The following is a 17776-nucleotide window of genomic DNA, read 5'->3' on the forward strand; positions in this document are numbered from 1 at the left end:
CTACACCCTTGTCATCTTGGAAAAGCAGCGGAAGGCGTTTTCGGTGGTGATTTCGGCCATGCGCTCATAAGAAACGCCATGCACCTCGGCCAGAACCTCAGCGGTATTGACCACATAGGAAGGCTCGTTGCGCTTCCCCCGCCAGCGCTTCGGCGCAAGATAGGGCGCATCCGTCTCCACCAGCAGCCGGTCCACCGGCACGGTGGCGGCGATATCGCGTATATCCTGCGATTTCGGGAAGGTCAGAATGCCGGAAAAGGAGACATAACCGCCAAGCTCGACACCGGTTTTCGCCAGCTCGGGACCAGCGGAAAAGCAGTGGAGAATGAAGGGGAATGGTCCCTTGTCGCTTTCGGCGCGCAAAATAGCGGCCATGTCGTCATCGGCGCTGCGGCTGTGGATGACAAGCGGCAGCTTCGTTCGTCTTGCGGCCTCGATGTGGCGAATGAGGCCGGTCTTCTGGTCTTCCGGCTTCTGCGTATCGTAGAAATAATCCAGACCCGCCTCGCCGATCGCCACGATCTTGTCATGGCTCTCCGCCAGCCGTACCAGATCGTCGGCGGAGATATCCAGTTCCTCATCGGCATTGTTCGGATGCGTGCCGACCGAACAGAAGACCGACGGATATTTTTCCGTAATCTTCAAAAGTTCGGGCAGCCGGCGCACCCGGGTCGAGATCGTCACCATCTGGCTCACACCAGAAGCATGGGCGCGGGCGATGATATCGTCGCGCTCAGCCTCGAAATCGGGAAAATCCAGATGGCAATGGGTATCGATCAGCATGGGTCTCGCCTTCACGCTTCCGGTGCGACGTAACGCGGGAAGACCGGCTTCGGTGCTTCCAGCGGCGTGCCCGGAACCAGACGGCCCGCTTCGCCGAGTGCTGCAAAATCACGTTTGTCGGCAGGTGCCGCAACGAGATCCAGCAGCTTGTCGCAGGATTCCGGCATGAAGGGTTGCAGGAGAATGCCGATCTGGCGCACCACTTCCGCCGTAACGTAAAGCACGGTGCCCATGCGCTCGGGATCGGTCTTCTTCAGCGCCCACGGCTCCTGCGAGGCGAAATAGCGGTCGGTTTCCGAGACGACGGCGATGATGGCCGCAAGCGCGCGGTGGATGAGCTGCTTGCCCATCTCCTCACGGCAGAGCGCCAGCAGCCCGTCGGCGGAAGCCAGCATCGCCTTGTCTTCTTCGGTGAACTCACCGGGCGTCGGAATATGGCCGTCGCAATTCTTGACGATCATCGACAGCGAACGGCTGGCGAGATTGCCGATACCGTTGGCAAGATCGGCATTGATGCGGGTGGCGATGCCCTCTTCGCTATAGCTGCCGTCCTGGCCGAAGGAGACTTCGCGCAGGAAGAAATAACGGACCTGATCGAGACCGAAATGGTTCACCAGATTGGCCGGATCGACGACATTGCCGAGCGATTTTGACATCTTCTCGCCCTTGTTGAGCAGGAAGCCATGCGCATAGACCCGCTTGGGCAACGGCAGCTTCGCGCTCATCAGGAAGGCCGGCCAGTAAACCGCGTGGAAGCGGATGATGTCCTTGCCGATGATATGCACGTCGGCCGGCCAATATTTGGCGCGCGGGCCGTTCCTGTCTTCGATGTAACCCGTGGCAGTGAGGTAGTTGGTCAGCGCATCGACCCAGACATACATGACGTGTTTCGGATCGTTCGGAACCTTGATGCCCCAGTCGAAGGTGGTGCGGGAAATCGACAGGTCTTTCAGACCGGATTTGACGAAGGAGATGATTTCGTTGCGGCGTTCTGCCGGGCCGATGAACTCCGGGTTCTCCTCATAGAGCTTCAGCAGCTTGTCCTGATATTCGGAGAGCTTGAAGAAGTAGCTTTCCTCCTCCACCCACTCGACCGGCGTGCCCTGCGGCCCGTAGCGAACGCCGTCAGCGCGCACTTCCGTTTCGTCCTCGGCGTAATAGGCTTCGTCGCGCACGGAATACCAGCCGGCATAGCTGTCCTTGTAGATGTCGCCGCTATCGGCCATCAGGTTCCAGATATTGCGCGAGGTCTCGTGGTGCCGTTCTTCCGTGGTGCGGATGAAATCGTCGTTCGAAGCGTTGAGCAGCTTGCCCATCGCGCGGAACTGGTCGGAATTGCGCTCAGCCAGTTCCTCCGGCGAAATGCCTTCCGCACGCGCCGTCTGCTGCATCTTCTGGCCGTGTTCGTCGGTGCCAGTCAGGAAGAACACATCCATTCCATCCAGGCGCTGAAAGCGTGCCATGGCGTCCGTCGCAATCAACTCATAGGCATGGCCGATATGCGGCTTGCCGTTAGGATAGGAGATCGCGGTGGTGATGTAGAATGGTGTCTTGTCTGTCATGACGGTCTATCGACTTTACAGGCTGTTTTTTGGATAGACCGCTCTTAAACCATTGTTCGCAGCAGCGAAAGAAAAAGCGTACGTTTTGTACGACCGCTTGCAGACAAAGTGGATTTGGCGAGCGCTTGGCATCCGCACTACCGTCACCCCGGACTGGATCCGGGGTCCAGCGCGATCAAGTCCTTGATCGCAAAAGACTCTCTTCACGGCACGGACGCGCCGTGGCTGGATGCCGGATCCAGTCCGGCGTGACGGAGGAGAATTTATGCACCGTCGAATCGTACATTCCGTACGATCCCTCGCCTTCACACGCCGCGGATATCCTCCAGAATGGAAAGCACCATCTGCTTCTTGTCGAGATTATAGGCCTGCGCCACGGTGATGCGTTCCGAGAGCGCCGAGGAAAGCCGTGCATGTTTCTCCGCCGCCGCGATATCGCCCGCCATCGCCGCCGCCCGTGCGCGTTCCATCAGTTCTTCCGTCACATGCTCCATGAAGAAGCCGAGAACGATGTCGCCATCCTTCTGTGCCAGAACCTCGGCAAGCTTATGCATCTGCTTGCGCGCGCCAGGTCCCTCAGCCGCCATGACCTCCGCAAAGGCCTCGACAATGTCGGAGCCGCCGTAATTCATCAGCTTCAGCGCCTGCGCCACGCTGCCCTTGGAGGCGGCAAGCAGGGCGTCGCGTTTTTCGCCTTCCGGGCTGATGCCGAGATGAGCGAGAGATTGCACCATGGCCGCATCGGAAAGCGGCAGGAGCCTCAACGGCATGCAGCGTGAGCGGATGGTCGGCAGCAACTTGCCCGGTGCGTGCGACAGGACGAGGAACATCGCCCGTTTCGGCGGCTCCTCCAGTATTTTGAGGATCGCATTCGCGGCGTTGCGATTGAGATCGTCGGCGGGATCGATGATGACGATACGCCAGTTGCCGGTGCCGGAGGTCTGCGAAAAGAAGTGCCCTGCCCGCCGCACCTCGTCCACGGTGATGGCGGATTTCACGCGACCGGTCTTTTCATCCACCGGACGGGTCAGATGCAGCAGATTGTGCGAAGCGCCGGTAGTAATCTGCCGGCTGACCAGCGATTGCGGATCGGGATCGGCGAGAAAATCCGGCGCCAGCGACGGATCGGGATGGCTGAGCACATGATTGGCGAAACGGAAGGCAAGCGTCGCCTTGCCGATCCCCTCCGGCCCCTCGATCAGAATGGCATGATGGCCCTTGCCGGAGCGATAGGACTGCGCGAGGAAGGCTTCCGCTTCCTCATGCCCGAAAAGCTTCGTGTTCTGCTGCGGCGCAATCGCACCGTCGAGAACGCCCTGAACCTCACTCATGCGCTGCGCCCGCTGCTGTTTTCAGCTGTTCGAGCAAGGGTTCGACGAAGGACATGACATCCTCCGCCACTTTTTCTTCCGGCTGGTCGGCGTTGACGATCCGGCAACGACGCGGCTCGGCGAGCGCGATGTCGAGATAGGCCTCACGCCGCTTCTCGTGGGTCTCGATTTCCTCTTTTTCGAACCGGTCCGGCGCAGCGCCTTCATCCGCGCGCTTTCTGGCGCGGGCGAGCCCCTTTTCGGCGGCAATATCGAAAATCAACGTCAGTTCCGGCACGACACCGTCAATCGCGATGCGTTGCAACGTCTCGATGAAATCCGGCTCCAGATTGCCGGTCGTGCCCTGATAGACGCGGGACGAATCGAGGAACCGGTCGCAGAGCACGATCTCACCGCGCGCAAGCGCCGGGCGAATGACCTCTTCGACATGGTCGTTGCGCGCCGCCGCAAACAGGATCGCTTCCATGCGCACCCCGAAGGATTCGGCAGCACCCGAGAGGAGAACATGCCGAACGGCCTCCGCGCCCGGCGAGCCGCCCGGCTCACGCGTCACGACCACCTCGAAACCACGGCCGCGAAGCGCCTCGGCAAGCGTGCGAATCTGCGTCGACTTGCCGGCGCCTTCGCCGCCTTCGAAGCTGATGAACAATCCGGTCTTTTCGGCCAATGTCACGTCCTGCGAGGAATTCACGTCAATGTTGAAATGCCTGTTTACAGCATCGAACGGAAAAGTGTGAAGCGCTTTTCAGAAAATCCGGTGGCTGAACAAAAGCATAGGAACAAGGCTGCGCGTCAACAGGCTTTCAGAGCCAGAACAGCAGTAGTTCCTTCAGCGCGCCAGTCGCATTCTGGGTGAGCGACCCCTTGCCGACTGCCGCCTTCGTATAAAGCGGTACTTCCCGCAACAGGCGCTCGCCCGAAAAAATCTTAAGCGTTCCGGCATTTGCCCCGACGTCCAGCGGCGCATTCAGGGGCCAGCGATAGACGATGCGGCCGGAAATACGATCCGGATTATTGACCGGCACAAGCACGCTGACATCTTCCTTCGGCGAAAGATCGATATGCGAAACATCGCCGCCATAAACGCTGACCGACCCGACCGCTTCATCCTTGCTGAAGAGATGGCGTTTTTCAAAGGCGGTCAGGCCCCAGTCCACCACGCGGCGGGCCTCTTCCTGCCGCGTCTTGTCGTCCACGATGCCGGCAAGCGCCAGATAGACCCGGCGGCCTTCCCGCTCGGCCGAAACGACAGCCGCAAAACCGGTGCCTTCCGCAAAACCGAGACCGAGACCGTCGATACCGCTGCCGGGCATCAGGAGCGTATTCTTGTTGCGCTGGAAAATCCGGTTCCATTCGAAATCCGGTTTGGTGAAGAGCCCGTAACGCTCGGGATAGGTGTCACGCAGATGTTGCGCAAGACGCACCATGTCCCGCGCGGTCGTCCGGTTGCCGGGGTCGGGAAGCCCGGTCGAATTGGTAAAAGTGCTGCTGCTCATGCCCAGTTCGCCCGCCCGCGCCGTCATGCGCTTGGCGAAGGCGGCATCCGAACCCGCCATGCCTTCGGCAACGACGATGCAGCCGTCATTGGCGTTCTGCACGATGATGCCGGTCAAAAGATCGTTGATGCTGACGGAGGATTTCAGCGCCGCGAACATGGTCGAGGTGCGCGAGGGCGCGCCGCCCGTGCGCCAGGCATATTCCGAGACGGGGTAAGCCGTCTCTGCCGTCACCTGCCCCTTTGACAGCGCATCCATCACCACCTCAACCGTCATCAGCTTGGCAAGCGACGCGGGCGGAAAGGGCTGATTCTCGTTTTGCGAAAGAAGCACCGTGCCTGTTTCGGCATCGATCATATAGGCCTGTTCGGCCTTTGCAATGAAGGGGCCGGTCTGCGATTGCACCGGGCCTGCACTGAAAAACGCAAACGCTGCCGCTGCGACGACCGAACAATAGGAGCGATGAATGGCCTTGCGCATGAAACCGCCCAGTCCTGCCTGCCGTAACCGGCTGCCCGCGATAAAGGCGAGAGGCCGGCCGTATCCTTCAATCCGTCAGCGCGACTTGGCCTGCTGACGCTTCACATGGGCGAGTATCGATTGCTCGTTGAGCGCGCCACGGTCGACGAGCACGCTGTCGAAGGCGCTCGCGGTCCTGGAGACCGTAGCAGATTCTTCGGAATAGGCCGCCGCAAATTTGGAGGAAGGCGTCGGCACGCGCAGATAATTGCCGCCGGGCGCCGCCGGCTCACGCATGAAATTGCCTTCCGGACGCTCCGCCAGGATAGGGCCGATTTCCGGCAGGATCGCGAACTGCTCGAAAGCCGGCGCCGGGCCGTTGACCAGCGGCATGGCTTGAAGCGCCGCATTCTTCTTGGAACCGACGAGCGCCGTCTGTGCGGAGCCGCCATAATTCGGGTTGGACGCAGGAGCCGGAACGAAATTCGGCGAGGCCGAAGCCACCATCACGCCCGTCGCGATCTGCCCTTCGGGTGCTACACCCGGCGAACGCGAACCCTTCGGAATATAGGATGCCATCAGATAAGGCATGTCGTGACCATCGAGCGGTGCGCGACCGGCATATTGTACCCGCACATTGGCCGTGCCGGTGGCCTTCATGTCGAGAAGATCGGCCGTCTTGCTGGAAACGTCGATCAGGCGGCCTTCATGGAACGGTCCGCGATCGTTGACGCGCACCAGAACCGAAGCGCCATTTTCCATGTTGGTGATGCGCGCGTAGCTCGGCAGGGGAAATGTCGGATGTGCGGCAGAAAGATGTTCTTTGTCGTAGACTTCGCCATTGGCGGTCAGGCGACCGTGGAAGGCGGAACCGTACCAAGAAGCAAGACCGGTCTTGTTGTAACCCGGCTCTTCCTTCGGGAAATAACGGCGGCCCTTGACGGTATAGGCATTACCGATCAGCTCTCGCCCGCCGCCCTTGGGAATGGCCTTGCCATCGGCCACACGCGGGCTGGCTTTGACGCCATATTCGGATTCGGAAAAATATTCCTTGCTGCGCTTGGGCTTAGGCTTGGTCTCGGATGTCGTGGAACACGATGCGGTTGCGGCGCAAAGCACGGAAATTGCAAGCCACTTCACGCCCGACCTGGCGTTGATGCCGAGTTTCTTGACCGTAGAATTCAAATCGTCTGCCCCACGCTGCTATTGGCTCGGAGAACCGCACCCTCACTTACCTCGATTATTTGCCCCTGCCATCGAAGCACCTAACAGTCGCTTAATCTTGTGCATAACGTGGCGAAAATGCGAACGACTTCTGCAAATTCGATAAAATTGTAACGAACGTGGTTAATAATTTCTATCTTTTAAGCCCACCCATCGGGCCGAATTTACCCGCCTCAGCATCTCCCACTCACCGCATCGGCAAGGAACAAACCGACGGTAACCGCGTTCTCTCCCCGCAAACAAACGAGCTTCCCGCCGGTTTCGGCTGAAGGAGGAAACATGATCAATCTTATGAAAACCAAAGCTCTGGCGATGGGCATCGCCCTGGTATCCTTCGCCGCGCCGATCCCCGCAGGTGCGCAGGACATGGAACTCAGAATCGGCCCCGACGGCGTTCGCCCCGTCATCCGCGATCGTGACCGGGACGTAGACCGCCGCGGCCCGCCCCGCATGCGTGGCTGCAGCGAACGCGAAGCCCGCGCCGCCGCCCGCGAAGCAGGCCTGCGCGATCCAGAGGTCGTGCGCGTCACCCCTGGTCGTGTCGTCGTCGAAGGCTTCACGCGTCGGGGACCGGATCGCATCACCTTCGCCAATGAACGGGGCTGCCCGGAAATCTGATTGGATGAACACATGGAACCCGCCGCAAGGCGGGTTTCTCATTCGCGCTAGATTCGAGCCATTCCAAAGCTGAGCAAAGCGATCGAGGCATCCCTCGTCGCAGCGTTGTTCGAATGATCTTTGCGCTTGATGGCAGATGGGGTGGGATTCGAACCCACGGTACGCTCTCACGCACGCCGGTTTTCAAGACCGGTTCCTTAAACCACTCGGACACCCATCCATCGGTGGTGAGGCTTTATAGCGGTTTGAAAAAGGCCGTCAATCCCGCCCGGTCGAGCTGTGTCGCCCTTCTCGTATGGTTGGCAGATCATTGCCCCGGGGGCGTTGCCGGCGGCAGCAGGGATCCGTCGCCTGAAGGTATCGAGGGCACCTGCTGAGCCGTCTCGAATAGCGTCAGGCTTAAAACGATTGCGACAAGCACCAGCAAAAGCGCCACGAAGAGGATTCCCGATTTATCCATGCGTCTGCTCATGTCACGTTATGTTAAAGGCGAATATGTGCAATTCGAGGCAATGCGAAGAATAAAGCAAAAGTCTGTCAAGTTGTCTTACAGATTTTCCGAACTCATCGTTCAAAAATCTGCTGATTGAGCGAAATTTATGCATAGGCGTACTGTTTGGGACGGAAATGGCCTATCGCGTCAGCACTATTGTCACTTATATCAACCCATCGCTCCCGGGCATTGCCCAACTTTCCCCGAGCGATCAACCTGCCCCGCCTCTTTGCGGGGCTTTTTTCTTTTATGGCCCAGAAGACGAAGCGCGACCGAAAGGCCGGCGACTCTCCATACTGCCCTCGCCTCAGACGCCGATGCTCGGCCCGCCATTGCCATGCCGGCCGTCACCCCGGAGAATATCCTCAAACAGGTTCAGCAGCGCCGGCGGCAAGGTATCGGACAATTCCGCGATGATTTCGTTGGCGCGATTATAGGAATAAATGGCTGAAAGCGTCAGCACCAGCAGCACGATCCACGGCCAGATCGGCTTGCGCCTTTGCGGCGCTCCGTTCGGTTGTTGCGGTAAAGTCATGCCGGTACCTTCCCTTCAGGCCTTCACGCGCGGCTCGCCTCCGGGCGCATAGGCGGTTTTCTGCAGGAAACGGAATATATTGCCGCACTGGGCGCAGCGGATCATGAAATCCGTCGGATCGCCCGAGGCGCGCTCCGCGCGAAATCCACGCGGCATTTCATCGATGCGAAAATCGACGTCCCGACGGCTCTTGTCATCCGATTCCGACGCTTCGGCAAAACCCTGATGACCACATTTGGAACATTCGAGCTTCCGGGAATATCTGTCGCGCGCTGCCATATGCCGTCCTTTGCTTGGTCGTTATCAGGTAGCAGCGGCAAAACATCATTTCAATGCCGATCGCCTCGGGTTAAAGCTTTGCACGGCTATTTCCCGGCCGGAAACTCATCCGGCGACCGGAACGAATATGGAAGCCCATGAACGACCAGAAACCCCTGCTTTCATCGTCACTCATGCTCCGGGCCGCTCTCATCGCCGGAATTCTTCTCGTCTTTCTCGGCACCCTCAATGTCGGCATCAAATGGTATGGCGAGCGGATTCTCCAGGCGGGCCATACGACGGCCACCGAGGAGGTGGAGATCGTCATCGGCAACGACCGGCTGAAGCTTGCCAAAAACACCCTGCGGGCGCCTTCCGAGCGCCTCGGCGGAGAACGCGAGCGCGTCGACCTCTATCTGAGCTGGCCCGACCTCAAGGGTTACGAGGAAGCGAATCGCGCCGTCTTCGACGATCCGGCGCAGGCGGCAGGGCTGATCTTCATCCAGCTTTCGCAAAGCACCATGTCCGAGGACATGTCCGGTCGTTTCGGGCCGATCTATTCGCGGCTGACGGAAGGAGAGCCCGTGCCGCTGAAGCACGGCCTGCTGCTGCACCGCCTGCGGGCCGATTCCGGTTACGGCAAGGAAGTCATATTGACCGGCGAGCGCGAAGGCGAAAGCGCCTATGTGGTGCGCTGCCTGCTGCCGCAAACGCCGCAGGCGGCCACCGGCAGCGATTGCCAGAGGGATATTCACGCCGGACAGGACCTCAGCCTGTTCTACCGTTTCTCCTCCGCCCTGCTGCCGCAATGGCAAGAGCTGGACGCGGATGTGAAAAACTATATCGAGCGCCGCCTCGTAAAAGACGGAAATCGGTGAAACAGCACGGCACAGATTGCGTGCGAAAAGTCGCATTTTATGGAAGGCGGATACCTTTCATAAACCACTTGGTAACGCCATCCCGATAAAGTTTCTTCCCGGAGCATCGGGCGGGGCGTGTCCGAGCGGAACAGAAATATGCGATTGAAGAGTTCAGCAGTGTTGAAAAGTCTATCTGGGGCACATTCGCGCAAAGCGGGTGCGACGTCTTTCGTAAGGTTTATTGCGTTAACCCTTGCTGCGGCGTTCATAACCGCAACATCCGTTCAAACCGCAAAGGCCGATCCGAAATATGCGGGCATCGTTATCGATGCCAAGACCGGCAAGGTCCTCTATGGCGAGGATCCGGACGGGCTGCGTTATCCGGCTTCGCTGACGAAGATGATGACGCTTTATCTGACATTCGAGGCGCTCAATACCGGACGTATATCGCTCGATTCCAAGGTGCCGGTGTCAGCCAACGCCGCCAAGGAGCCGCCGTCCAAGCTCGGCGTGCGCGCCGGCGGCAGCATAACCGTGGAACAGGCTATCCTTGCACTCGTCACCCGGTCCGCAAATGACATGGCAACCGCGCTCGGCGAATATCTCGGCGGCTCGGAAGACCGTTTCGCCAGAATGATGACCGCCAAGGCCCGCGCACTCGGCATGACCCGCACGACCTATCGCAATGCCAACGGCCTGCCCAACACGGCGCAGATGACGACGGCACGCGACCAGGCCCGTCTCGGCGTCGCGCTTCGCCAGCATTTCCCGCAATATTACGGCTATTTCTCCACCCGCACTTTCAATTTCGGCAAGCAGGTTATCGGCAACCATAACCGCCTCGTCGGAACCGTGAAGGGTGTGGATGGCATCAAGACCGGTTATACCCGTGCAGCCGGCAGCAACCTTGCCACATCGGCTCAGCTGGACGGTCGCTCCATCGTCGCCGTCGTTCTCGGCGGCCGCTCCAGCGCTGCCCGTGACGCCACCATGCGCAAGCTTGTCGCAACCTACCTGCCGCAGGCATCGCGTGGCGGCAACAGCAACCTGATCGCGCAGACCCGCTCAGCGCCGGTCGAAGAGCCCGTCGCCGTGGCCGCTGCTGTTCCTTCCGTGGCAGTTGCAGCAACCGCAGCCGGCCTGCCCAATTCCGGTCCGGTGCCGCAGACCCGTTACGAAGAAGCACCGGTTACCGCCTTCGCAGGCTCCTCTTCCAATGCAGCCGTCAAGGCCATGGAAGCCGCCACCTGGCAGAAGGGCAAGGATCCAATCAATCAGGCGCCCGCTGCACCGGACCGCAAGTTGATCACCAACTCGACCAAGGTGGACAATATCGTTACCGCGTCCACCACGGCGCCTGTTGTCTCCGCCCCTTCGGTCTCGGCTAGGTCCGAGGCTCCGCAGGGCGGCTGGGTCATCCAGATCGGTGCATCTCCGGATGAGAACTCCGCGCGCGGCCTGTTGCAGAACGCGCAGGAAAAGGGCGGCGCGGCACTGCGCTCCGCAAAACCCTTCACGGTCGCCTTCAGCAAGGACGGCTCCCAGATCTACCGCGCCCGTTTCGGCGGCTTCGATGGCCAGAACGCCGCGGTGAATGCATGCAATGCATTGAAAAAGAAAGGCGTCAGCTGCTGGGCGTCACTCCAGTAACAGACGTTTCCGCAGGCGGTGGTTCATGGTCGAAACATCGCCTGTCTCCTCGAAGTTTGTAATGTGTAGCGAGGCTTTCCAAGATGGCAGTCAACGAGAATTATTCGGACATTGCGTCTGGCAACGGGCATGGCAGCCTGTCGGTTCTGCATCCCATTCACGAAGCGGCGATGCGTATCGCCGATCTCGGTCTTAATCGTTCCAAGGCGAAGACACGCGATCTCGTAGCGCTGCTTCTGTCGCATGGCGCCCGCGCCTGGCGCTCCAATCAGCCGGAAGCGAACATCCACCTTCATGTCGCGAGCCGCTCGGGTCGCGCTCCGGTCCATATTCGCATTCGCTGAAGATCAAACACAGTCGATACGACACAAACAAAAACCCCGCGGAGCCTGAGCGCCGCGGGGTTTTTCTTGATTGGTAACCGAAGATAACGAGGCGGCTTACGCCTCGTTATCCGGTGCCTCCGGCGTATCCGGCAGATCGTCGGCGGCATCTTCGCCATTGCCGTTCTCTGCTTCGTCGTCGCCTTCCGGCTCGTTGATACGCTCCACGGAAACCACCTTCTCATCCTTGGCGGTCGAGAAGATCGTCACACCCTTGGTGGCGCGGCTGGCGATGCGGATGCCATTGACCGGCACGCGGATGAGCTGACCGCCATCGGAAACCAGCATGATCTGGTCGCCTTCTTCCACGGGGAAGGCTGCGACGAGTTCGCCGATCTCGTTGGTCTTGGAGGTATCGGTGGCGCGGATGCCCTTGCCGCCGCGACCCGAGGTGCGGAAATCGTAAGAAGAGGAACGCTTGCCGAAGCCCTTCACGGAAACCGTCAGCACGAATTCTTCGCGTGCCTTCAGTTCCTGATAGCGCTCTTCACTGAGTTCACCCTCCTCCGTCACTTCCTCGCCGACGAGCGCGATATCGTCCTCATCGACGCCTGCGGCACGCCGCTCGGTAGCCGAGCGCTTCAGATAGGCCGCACGCTCCCACGGTTCAGCTTCCACATGGCCCACAATGGTCATGGAGATGATGCGGTCGCCCTCGGCCATGTTGATGCCGCGCACACCGACGGAGTTGCGGCCGGCAAAGACGCGCACATCGTCCACGGGGAAGCGGATGCACTGGCCGAGCGCGGTCGTCAGCAGCACGTCGTCGCGGTCGGTACAGGTTTCGACAGAGAGGATTTCATCGCCCTCCTCGTCCAGCTTCATGGCGATCTTGCCATTGCGGTTGACCTGCACGAAATCGCCGAGCTTGTTGCGGCGAACCGTGCCGCGCGTCGTCGAGAACATCACGTCCAGCGTTTCCCAGGTCGTTTCGTCCTCGGGCAACGGCATGATGGTGGTGATGCGCTCGCCGGGCTCCAGCGGCAGCATGTTGATGAGGGCCTTGCCCTTGGACTGCGGCGTGCCGATCGGCAGGCGCCAGACCTTTTCCTTGTAGACGATGCCACGCGAGGAGAAGAACAGCACCGGCGTATGGGTATTGGCAACGAAGAGACGGTTGACGAAATCCTCGTCGCGCGTCGCCATGCCGGAACGGCCCTTGCCGCCGCGACGCTGCGCCCGGTACGTGGTCAGCGGCACGCGCTTGATATAGCCGAGATGCGAAACGGTGACGACCATGTCCTCGCGGGCGATGAGGTCTTCATCGTCCATATCGGGACCGCCCTCGACGATCTCGGAACGGCGCGGCGTGCCGAACTCGTCACGGATGGCGACAAGCTCGTCCTTAACGATCTGCTGGATGCGCAGGCGCGACGACAGGATTTCGAGGTACTCGGAAATTTCAGCACCGATCTTGTTCAGCTCGTCGCCGATTTCATCGCGGCCAAGCGCGGTGAGGCGGGCAAGGCGCAGTTCGAGAATGGCGCGAGCCTGCTCTTCCGAGAGATTATAGGTGCCGTCTTCATTGATGCGGTGGCGCGGATCGTCGATCAGACGGATCAGGCTTTCCACATCCTGCGCCGGCCAGCGCCGCGTCATCAGCTCTTCGCGGGCCGAAGCGGGATCGGGCGCATGACGGATAACCCGGATGACCTCGTCGATATTGGCAACCGCAATCGCCAGACCAACCAACACATGCGCACGCTCGCGCGCCTTGCGCAGCAGATATTTCGTACGACGGCTGACCACATCCTCGCGGAAGGCCACGAAAGCGCGCAGCATGTCGATGAGCGTCATCTGCTCCGGCTTGCCGCCGTTAAGCGCCACCATGTTGCAGCCGAAGGAGGTCTGCAGCGGCGTGTAGCGATAAAGCTGGTTCAGGATGACTTCGGCATTGGCGTCGCGTTTCAATTCGATGACGACGCGATAGCCCTGACGGTCGGATTCGTCGCGCAGGTCGGAAATGCCCTCGATGCGCTTTTCCTTGACCAGTTCGGCCATCTTTTCGATCATGTTCGCCTTGTTCACCTGATAGGGAACTTCGGTGATGATGATCTGCTCGCGGTCGCCGCGCATCGGTTCGATGGTGGCGCGGCCGCGCATGATGACCGAGCCGCGGCCGGTCTCATAGGCCGAACGGATGCCGGAACGGCCCATGATCAGCGCGCCGGTCGGGAAATCCGGGCCGGGAATGATCTGCATCAGCTCCGGCAGCTCGATCGCCGGATTGTCGATCATGGCGATACAGCCGTCGATGACTTCCGAGAGATTGTGCGGCGGAATATTGGTGGCCATGCCGACCGCAATGCCGCCTGCCCCGTTGACCAGAAGGTTCGGGAACTTCGCCGGAATGACGACCGGTTCCTGCAAGGTGCCGTCATAGTTGTCGCGGAAATCGACCGTTTCCTTGTCGAGATCGTCGAGCAAAGAATGGGCGGCCTTTTCCAGACGGCATTCGGTATAACGTTCTGCCGCCGGCGGATCGCCGTCGATGGAGCCGAAATTGCCCTGCCCGTCGATCAGCGGCAGGCGGAGCGACCAGTCCTGCGCCATACGCGCCAAAGCGTCATAGATCGCCGCATTGCCGTGCGGATGGAATTTACCCATCACGTCCCCGGTAACGCGGGCGCATTTGACGTATTTCTTGTTCCAGTCGATGCCGAGTTCGGACATGCCGTAAAGAATACGGCGATGAACCGGCTTCAGGCCGTCTCGCACATCGGGAAGCGCGCGGGACACGATGACGCTCATGGCGTAATCGAGATACGACCGCTGCATTTCCTCCATGATGGAAATCGGTTCAATGCCTGGCGGAAGTTTTCCGCCGCCGGGGGGGCTCTGGTCAGTCAAAACGGATCACATTCTCTGTTAAGAATCGGATGGATTTTTATAGCGGAAACAGCCACGTTAAGCCAATTTCCCGGCGAGTTTTGAACAGGCTTTTGCGTCATTTGCAAGACGAACGCCGCATTTCACGATTTAGCCCGGCAAAAGCGCCGCCGCTCCCTTTCAAAGTGCCGGCGACTTGCGTAGGCTCCGCCCTAAAAACAGATGAGACGGGGAAAGAATGGCCAGCAGCGAAACGCTCATCAACGCGCTTACCACACTTCTGGTCACGCTCGATCCGCCGGGCCTCGCCCCCGTCTTTCTGGCGCTGACCGCCGGCATGACGCGCGACCAGCGCAGCCAGGTGGCGCTGCGCGGCTCCATCATCGCCTTCGGCATTCTCGCCGTCTTCGCGCTGTTCGGCCTCGCCATCCTCAATCTTCTCGGCATCTCGCTCGGCGCTTTCCGCATCGCCGGCGGCCTGTTGCTGTTCTGGATTTCCTTCGAGATGATTTTCGAAAAACGCCAGGAGCGCAAGGAAAAGACCTCCGAGATCGCCATCACCAAGGACCACCTTCACAATCTGGCGGTCTTTCCGCTGGCGCTGCCCCTGATCGCCGGGCCGGGCGCCATTTCCGCGACCGTGCTACTTGCCGGCTCGATGAAAACCACCGTCGAGATGCTGGTGCTCATCCTGATCCTCGCTTTCGCCATGGCTCTCGTTTATGCCGCGCTGATCGTCTCGGAGCGGATGGACCGTTTTCTTGGCAATACCGGCCGCGCGATCCTCACCCGTCTGCTCGGCGTGCTGCTTGCCGCCCTTTCCGTGCAGTTCGTGGTCGACGGCATAAAATCGGCCTTCGCGTTCTGAGCCGCTCCCCTTCGCGACACCAGCGCAATAAATTCCCGCCAACCGCTAAAACGCCGGAAAATCCTCCCTTTAAATCCGACCGCCGCTTCGGCTAAAAGACGCATGTTTTTTTCGGATTCGAAAGTTATCTCCATGCGTTCCACGCTGCGTCGCCTCATCCCGGATGCCGCACCCGTCAGCAACAGGGAAAGGCTGCGCTCTGCAACCGGCGCCTTTATCGGCATTCTGCTGACCGGCCTTATGGGAAGTCTCGCTCTCAGTTTCGATCCCACCCTGCCCGCCATGATCGCCCCGATGGGCGCTTCGGCCGTGCTTCTGTTCGCCGTGCCCTCCAGCCCGCTGGCGCAGCCCTGGTCGATCCTCTGCGGCAACCTCGCTTCTGCCTTCGTGGGCGTGACAGTGGCGCTGCTGGTTCCGGATCTATTCCTTGCCAGCGCGCTTGCCATCAGTCTTGCCATCGCCGCGATGATGGCTTTGCGCTGCCTGCACCCGCCAAGCGGAGCGGTGGCGCTGACCGCCGTTCTCGGCGGCCCGGCCGTGCACAGCCTCGGTTATGGCTTTCTGCTCTGGCCCGTCGCCGGAAATTCGCTGATCCTTCTTGCCTTGGCCCTCGCCTATAACAATGCCACCGGCCGCGCCTACCCACACGGCCTGAAGCTCGGCAAGGCCGCCCATGGCACCACCGATCCGACCCCCATCCAGAAAATCGGCTTTTCCTCCAACGACCTCGACGAGGTGCTGAAGGAGTATGACCAGGTCCTGGATATCGACCGTGACGAGCTCGAAACCATTTTACGCAAGACCGAACTGCGCTCCTGGCGTCGCCGTGCGCTGCATCTCGATTGCGCCAGCGTCATGTCGCGCGATGTCGTCGGTGTTGCGCCTGATGACAGTCTGCGCCATGCCCACGCGCTGATGCACAGCCACCATTTCAAGGCATTGCCGGTCACCAACGATAAAGCGGAGATCGTCGGCATCGTCACCCAGACGGATTTTCTGGAAAAGGCGAGCTGGAGAAACGGCCGCCCCTCCATCGGTTTCCTGCAGCGGCTGCGCCTCATCCTCTCCGGCGCAAGCGCCCCCAACGATACCGTCAAGGACATCATGACATCGCCGGTCAGAACCGTACGGCCGGAAACGGCAATCGAAGAGGCCATCATCCGCTTTGCCGAAGAAGGACTGCACTACCTGCCAGTGATCGACGCCAGAGGCAAGATGGTCGGCATCGTGTCACAATCCGATGTCATGGTCGCGATGCTGGCGGACAAGGTCGCGGCATAGTCTGCCGCGACGCCGAAATACCTTCTCCCCTATTGGAGAGCCGGCAAAGCCGGATGTTAGCGCCTCGCCTTCAGGAGACGCTGCCATAGCGTGCCGCCAAAGAACCGGCCGAGCACGACAAAATATGCGATGATAAGCGCAAACGCGATAAAGGCAGGCACACCGTTCAAGGCAAAACCCTGTGGCGTGCGCCCGCCTGCAACCGCCGCCACGAGAAATCCGGCGGCGAAAAACGCCGTCCAGAAATCGAGGAAGAAGGCAAGAACGATGCGCCAGGTCGCCGGCTGTTTCGGTGCGGGCGCATCACTCATGCCTGTCTCCCGTTACGCTTTCCCGAATTCGCCATCCGCTCAGAACGGAATATCGTCATCCATATCGTTGGAGAAGCCGCCGGAAGGCTGGCCGCCGCCACGGGAAGAGCCGCCGCGCGACGAGGACTGCTGGTCGTAACCGCCGCCATAGCTGGAGCCGCCGCCGCTGCCATAATCGTTGCCGCCGCCGAAATCGCCGCCGCTACGGCCACCGCCCTCACCGCGACCATCGAGCATCGTCAGCGTGGAGTTAAAGCCCTGCAAAACGATTTCAGTGGAATAACGGTCATTGCCGGTCTGGTCCTGCCATTTGCGCGTCTGCAGCTGGCCTTCAATATAGAGCTTGGCGCCCTTCTTGACATATTGCTCGACGACCTTGCACAGGCCTTCGTTGAAGACGACGACGGTGTGCCATTCGGTCTTTTCGCGGCGCTCGCCGCTGTTGCGGTCCCGCCAGGTCTCCGAGGTGGCAATACGCAGATTGGCGATGGGACGGCCATCCTGCGTCCGGCGGATTTCGGGATCGGCGCCCACGTTTCCGATCAGAATTACCTTGTTTACGCTACCAGCCATCTCGTCATCCTGTCCGCCGGCCATCATGACCGGCAATTGCATTTCAAAAAATTCGCCACACAATAGCTGCCGCTGCCGGCAAAGGGCACCGCAAGCATGGAACTATCCACAAAGAATAATCTTAAGCTGCGGGAGCAGACATTCGCGCTTGCAATTCGTTCCTTTTTTGTTCTATTAAATCGCAGATTTCGAGTCAAGCATTCCGAAAAGCTGCGACCGATTGGGAATAGACCTCGACACATCCGGCTGCGTCACTACATAA

17 protein-coding genes and 1 tRNA gene are annotated in these 17776 nt (G+C 60.0%); 6 read left to right on the plus strand and 12 right to left on the minus strand.

Going from position 1 to position 17776, the window contains the following annotated elements; translation table 11 throughout:
* From FGF54_RS06110 to FGF54_RS06135, 6 genes are all read right to left on the minus strand, one after another.
* Positions 1 to 783: a TatD family hydrolase gene (locus tag FGF54_RS06110; RefSeq protein WP_142779196.1), complete on the minus strand. Its 783-nt coding sequence runs from the start codon at positions 781 to 783 to the stop codon at positions 1 to 3.
* A gap of 11 nt (positions 784 to 794) precedes the next feature.
* Positions 795 to 2345, minus strand: coding sequence for a methionine--tRNA ligase (metG, locus tag FGF54_RS06115; RefSeq protein ID WP_142779198.1), 1551 nt, complete (start codon positions 2343 to 2345; stop codon positions 795 to 797).
* 305 nt (positions 2346 to 2650) lie between these two features.
* Complete coding sequence (locus tag FGF54_RS06120) at positions 2651 to 3676, minus strand: DNA polymerase III subunit delta' (protein WP_142779199.1); 1026 nt, start codon at positions 3674 to 3676, stop codon at positions 2651 to 2653.
* Entirely contained in the window at positions 3669 to 4343 is a 675-nt protein-coding gene (tmk, locus tag FGF54_RS06125) for a dTMP kinase (RefSeq protein WP_065655460.1), read from the minus strand. The genes FGF54_RS06120 and tmk overlap by 8 nt, the downstream gene beginning before the upstream one ends.
* Before the next feature lie 136 nt (positions 4344 to 4479).
* Positions 4480 to 5652 (minus strand): D-alanyl-D-alanine carboxypeptidase family protein, encoded by a 1173-nt coding sequence (locus tag FGF54_RS06130; RefSeq protein ID WP_142779201.1) that lies wholly within the window; start codon positions 5650 to 5652, stop codon positions 4480 to 4482.
* Positions 5653 to 5727: 75 nt separating this feature from the next.
* Positions 5728 to 6816, minus strand: a complete 1089-nt coding sequence (locus FGF54_RS06135; RefSeq protein WP_121490272.1) for a septal ring lytic transglycosylase RlpA family protein — start codon at positions 6814 to 6816, stop codon at positions 5728 to 5730.
* Between the two features lie 318 nt (positions 6817 to 7134).
* Here FGF54_RS06135 and FGF54_RS06140 point away from each other — a divergent pair, with 318 nt between their 5' ends.
* Entirely contained in the window at positions 7135 to 7473 is a 339-nt protein-coding gene (locus tag FGF54_RS06140; RefSeq protein WP_142779202.1) for a hypothetical protein, read from the plus strand.
* Between the two features lie 130 nt (positions 7474 to 7603).
* On the opposite strand, the gene FGF54_RS06145 is transcribed toward FGF54_RS06140, so the two are convergent.
* The 3 genes from FGF54_RS06145 to FGF54_RS06160 all read right to left on the minus strand — a co-directional run bounded on the left by FGF54_RS06145 (position 7604) and on the right by FGF54_RS06160 (position 8780).
* Positions 7604 to 7693 (minus strand) — tRNA-Ser (locus FGF54_RS06145).
* Between the two features lie 580 nt (positions 7694 to 8273).
* Positions 8274 to 8501 (minus strand): hypothetical protein, encoded by a 228-nt coding sequence (locus FGF54_RS06155; protein WP_035261278.1) that lies wholly within the window; start codon positions 8499 to 8501, stop codon positions 8274 to 8276.
* A gap of 15 nt (positions 8502 to 8516) precedes the next feature.
* A complete protein-coding gene (locus FGF54_RS06160) occupies positions 8517 to 8780 on the minus strand; it encodes a hypothetical protein (protein ID WP_003525070.1) in 264 nt (87 codons plus the stop codon).
* A gap of 137 nt (positions 8781 to 8917) precedes the next feature.
* On the opposite strand from FGF54_RS06160, the gene FGF54_RS06165 reads away from it, so the two are divergent.
* The 3 genes from FGF54_RS06165 (at position 8918) to FGF54_RS06175 (ending at position 11613) form a co-directional block, all read left to right on the plus strand.
* Positions 8918 to 9637 carry a hypothetical protein gene (locus FGF54_RS06165; RefSeq protein WP_142779204.1) on the plus strand — a complete coding sequence of 240 codons (720 nt, stop codon included), beginning with the start codon at positions 8918 to 8920 and terminating at the stop codon, positions 9635 to 9637.
* A gap of 138 nt (positions 9638 to 9775) precedes the next feature.
* Positions 9776 to 11269, plus strand: a complete 1494-nt coding sequence (locus tag FGF54_RS06170; RefSeq protein WP_080816997.1) for a D-alanyl-D-alanine carboxypeptidase family protein — start codon at positions 9776 to 9778, stop codon at positions 11267 to 11269.
* Between the two features lie 83 nt (positions 11270 to 11352).
* On the plus strand, positions 11353 to 11613 hold the full coding sequence (locus tag FGF54_RS06175) for a hypothetical protein (RefSeq protein WP_003502750.1): 261 nt from the start codon (positions 11353 to 11355) through the stop codon (positions 11611 to 11613).
* A 96-nt stretch (positions 11614 to 11709) separates the two neighbouring features.
* On the opposite strand, the gene gyrA is transcribed toward FGF54_RS06175, so the two are convergent.
* Positions 11710 to 14502 (minus strand): DNA gyrase subunit A, encoded by a 2793-nt coding sequence (gene gyrA, locus FGF54_RS06180; RefSeq protein ID WP_142779206.1) that lies wholly within the window; start codon positions 14500 to 14502, stop codon positions 11710 to 11712.
* 217 nt (positions 14503 to 14719) lie between these two features.
* On the opposite strand from gyrA, the gene FGF54_RS06185 reads away from it, so the two are divergent.
* Both FGF54_RS06185 and FGF54_RS06190 read left to right on the plus strand, forming a co-directional pair.
* The gene (locus FGF54_RS06185; RefSeq protein ID WP_003525062.1) at positions 14720 to 15349 is read left to right on the plus strand and encodes a MarC family protein; all 630 of its coding nucleotides are present in this window, start codon (positions 14720 to 14722) and stop codon (positions 15347 to 15349) included.
* A gap of 132 nt (positions 15350 to 15481) precedes the next feature.
* Entirely contained in the window at positions 15482 to 16630 is a 1149-nt protein-coding gene (locus FGF54_RS06190; RefSeq protein WP_142779208.1) for an HPP family protein, read from the plus strand.
* A gap of 56 nt (positions 16631 to 16686) precedes the next feature.
* Here FGF54_RS06190 and FGF54_RS06195 read toward each other — a convergent pair whose 3' ends face one another.
* Together FGF54_RS06195 and FGF54_RS06200 are read right to left on the minus strand one after the other, a co-directional pair.
* On the minus strand, positions 16687 to 16941 hold the full coding sequence (locus FGF54_RS06195; protein WP_059753033.1) for a hypothetical protein: 255 nt from the start codon (positions 16939 to 16941) through the stop codon (positions 16687 to 16689).
* 39 nt (positions 16942 to 16980) lie between these two features.
* Positions 16981 to 17556, minus strand: coding sequence for a single-stranded DNA-binding protein (locus FGF54_RS06200; protein WP_065655441.1), 576 nt, complete (start codon positions 17554 to 17556; stop codon positions 16981 to 16983).
* Positions 17557 to 17776: the final 220 nt, after the last annotated feature.

The organism is Agrobacterium sp. T29 (assembly GCF_006970545.1).
Lineage (GTDB): Bacteria > Pseudomonadota > Alphaproteobacteria > Rhizobiales > Rhizobiaceae > Agrobacterium > Agrobacterium leguminum.

Coding starts and splice junctions, on each gene's coding strand:
- FGF54_RS06190 (WP_142779208.1), top strand. CDS start 15,482: ATGCGTTCCACGCTGCGTCGCCTCATCCCGGATGCCGCACCCGTCAGC.
- FGF54_RS06160 (WP_003525070.1), bottom strand. CDS start 8,780: ATGGCAGCGCGCGACAGATATTCCCGGAAGCTCGAATGTTCCAAATGT.
- FGF54_RS06130 (WP_142779201.1), bottom strand. CDS start 5,652: ATGCGCAAGGCCATTCATCGCTCCTATTGTTCGGTCGTCGCAGCGGCA.
- FGF54_RS06165 (WP_142779204.1), top strand. CDS start 8,918: ATGAACGACCAGAAACCCCTGCTTTCATCGTCACTCATGCTCCGGGCC.
- FGF54_RS06140 (WP_142779202.1), top strand. CDS start 7,135: ATGATCAATCTTATGAAAACCAAAGCTCTGGCGATGGGCATCGCCCTG.
- FGF54_RS06155 (WP_035261278.1), bottom strand. CDS start 8,501: ATGACTTTACCGCAACAACCGAACGGAGCGCCGCAAAGGCGCAAGCCG.
- FGF54_RS06195 (WP_059753033.1), bottom strand. CDS start 16,941: ATGAGTGATGCGCCCGCACCGAAACAGCCGGCGACCTGGCGCATCGTT.
- metG (WP_142779198.1), bottom strand. CDS start 2,345: ATGACAGACAAGACACCATTCTACATCACCACCGCGATCTCCTATCCT.
- FGF54_RS06185 (WP_003525062.1), top strand. CDS start 14,720: ATGGCCAGCAGCGAAACGCTCATCAACGCGCTTACCACACTTCTGGTC.
- FGF54_RS06170 (WP_080816997.1), top strand. CDS start 9,776: ATGCGATTGAAGAGTTCAGCAGTGTTGAAAAGTCTATCTGGGGCACAT.
- FGF54_RS06120 (WP_142779199.1), bottom strand. CDS start 3,676: ATGAGTGAGGTTCAGGGCGTTCTCGACGGTGCGATTGCGCCGCAGCAG.
- FGF54_RS06200 (WP_065655441.1), bottom strand. CDS start 17,556: ATGCAATTGCCGGTCATGATGGCCGGCGGACAGGATGACGAGATGGCT.
- FGF54_RS06110 (WP_142779196.1), bottom strand. CDS start 783: ATGCTGATCGATACCCATTGCCATCTGGATTTTCCCGATTTCGAGGCT.
- FGF54_RS06175 (WP_003502750.1), top strand. CDS start 11,353: ATGGCAGTCAACGAGAATTATTCGGACATTGCGTCTGGCAACGGGCAT.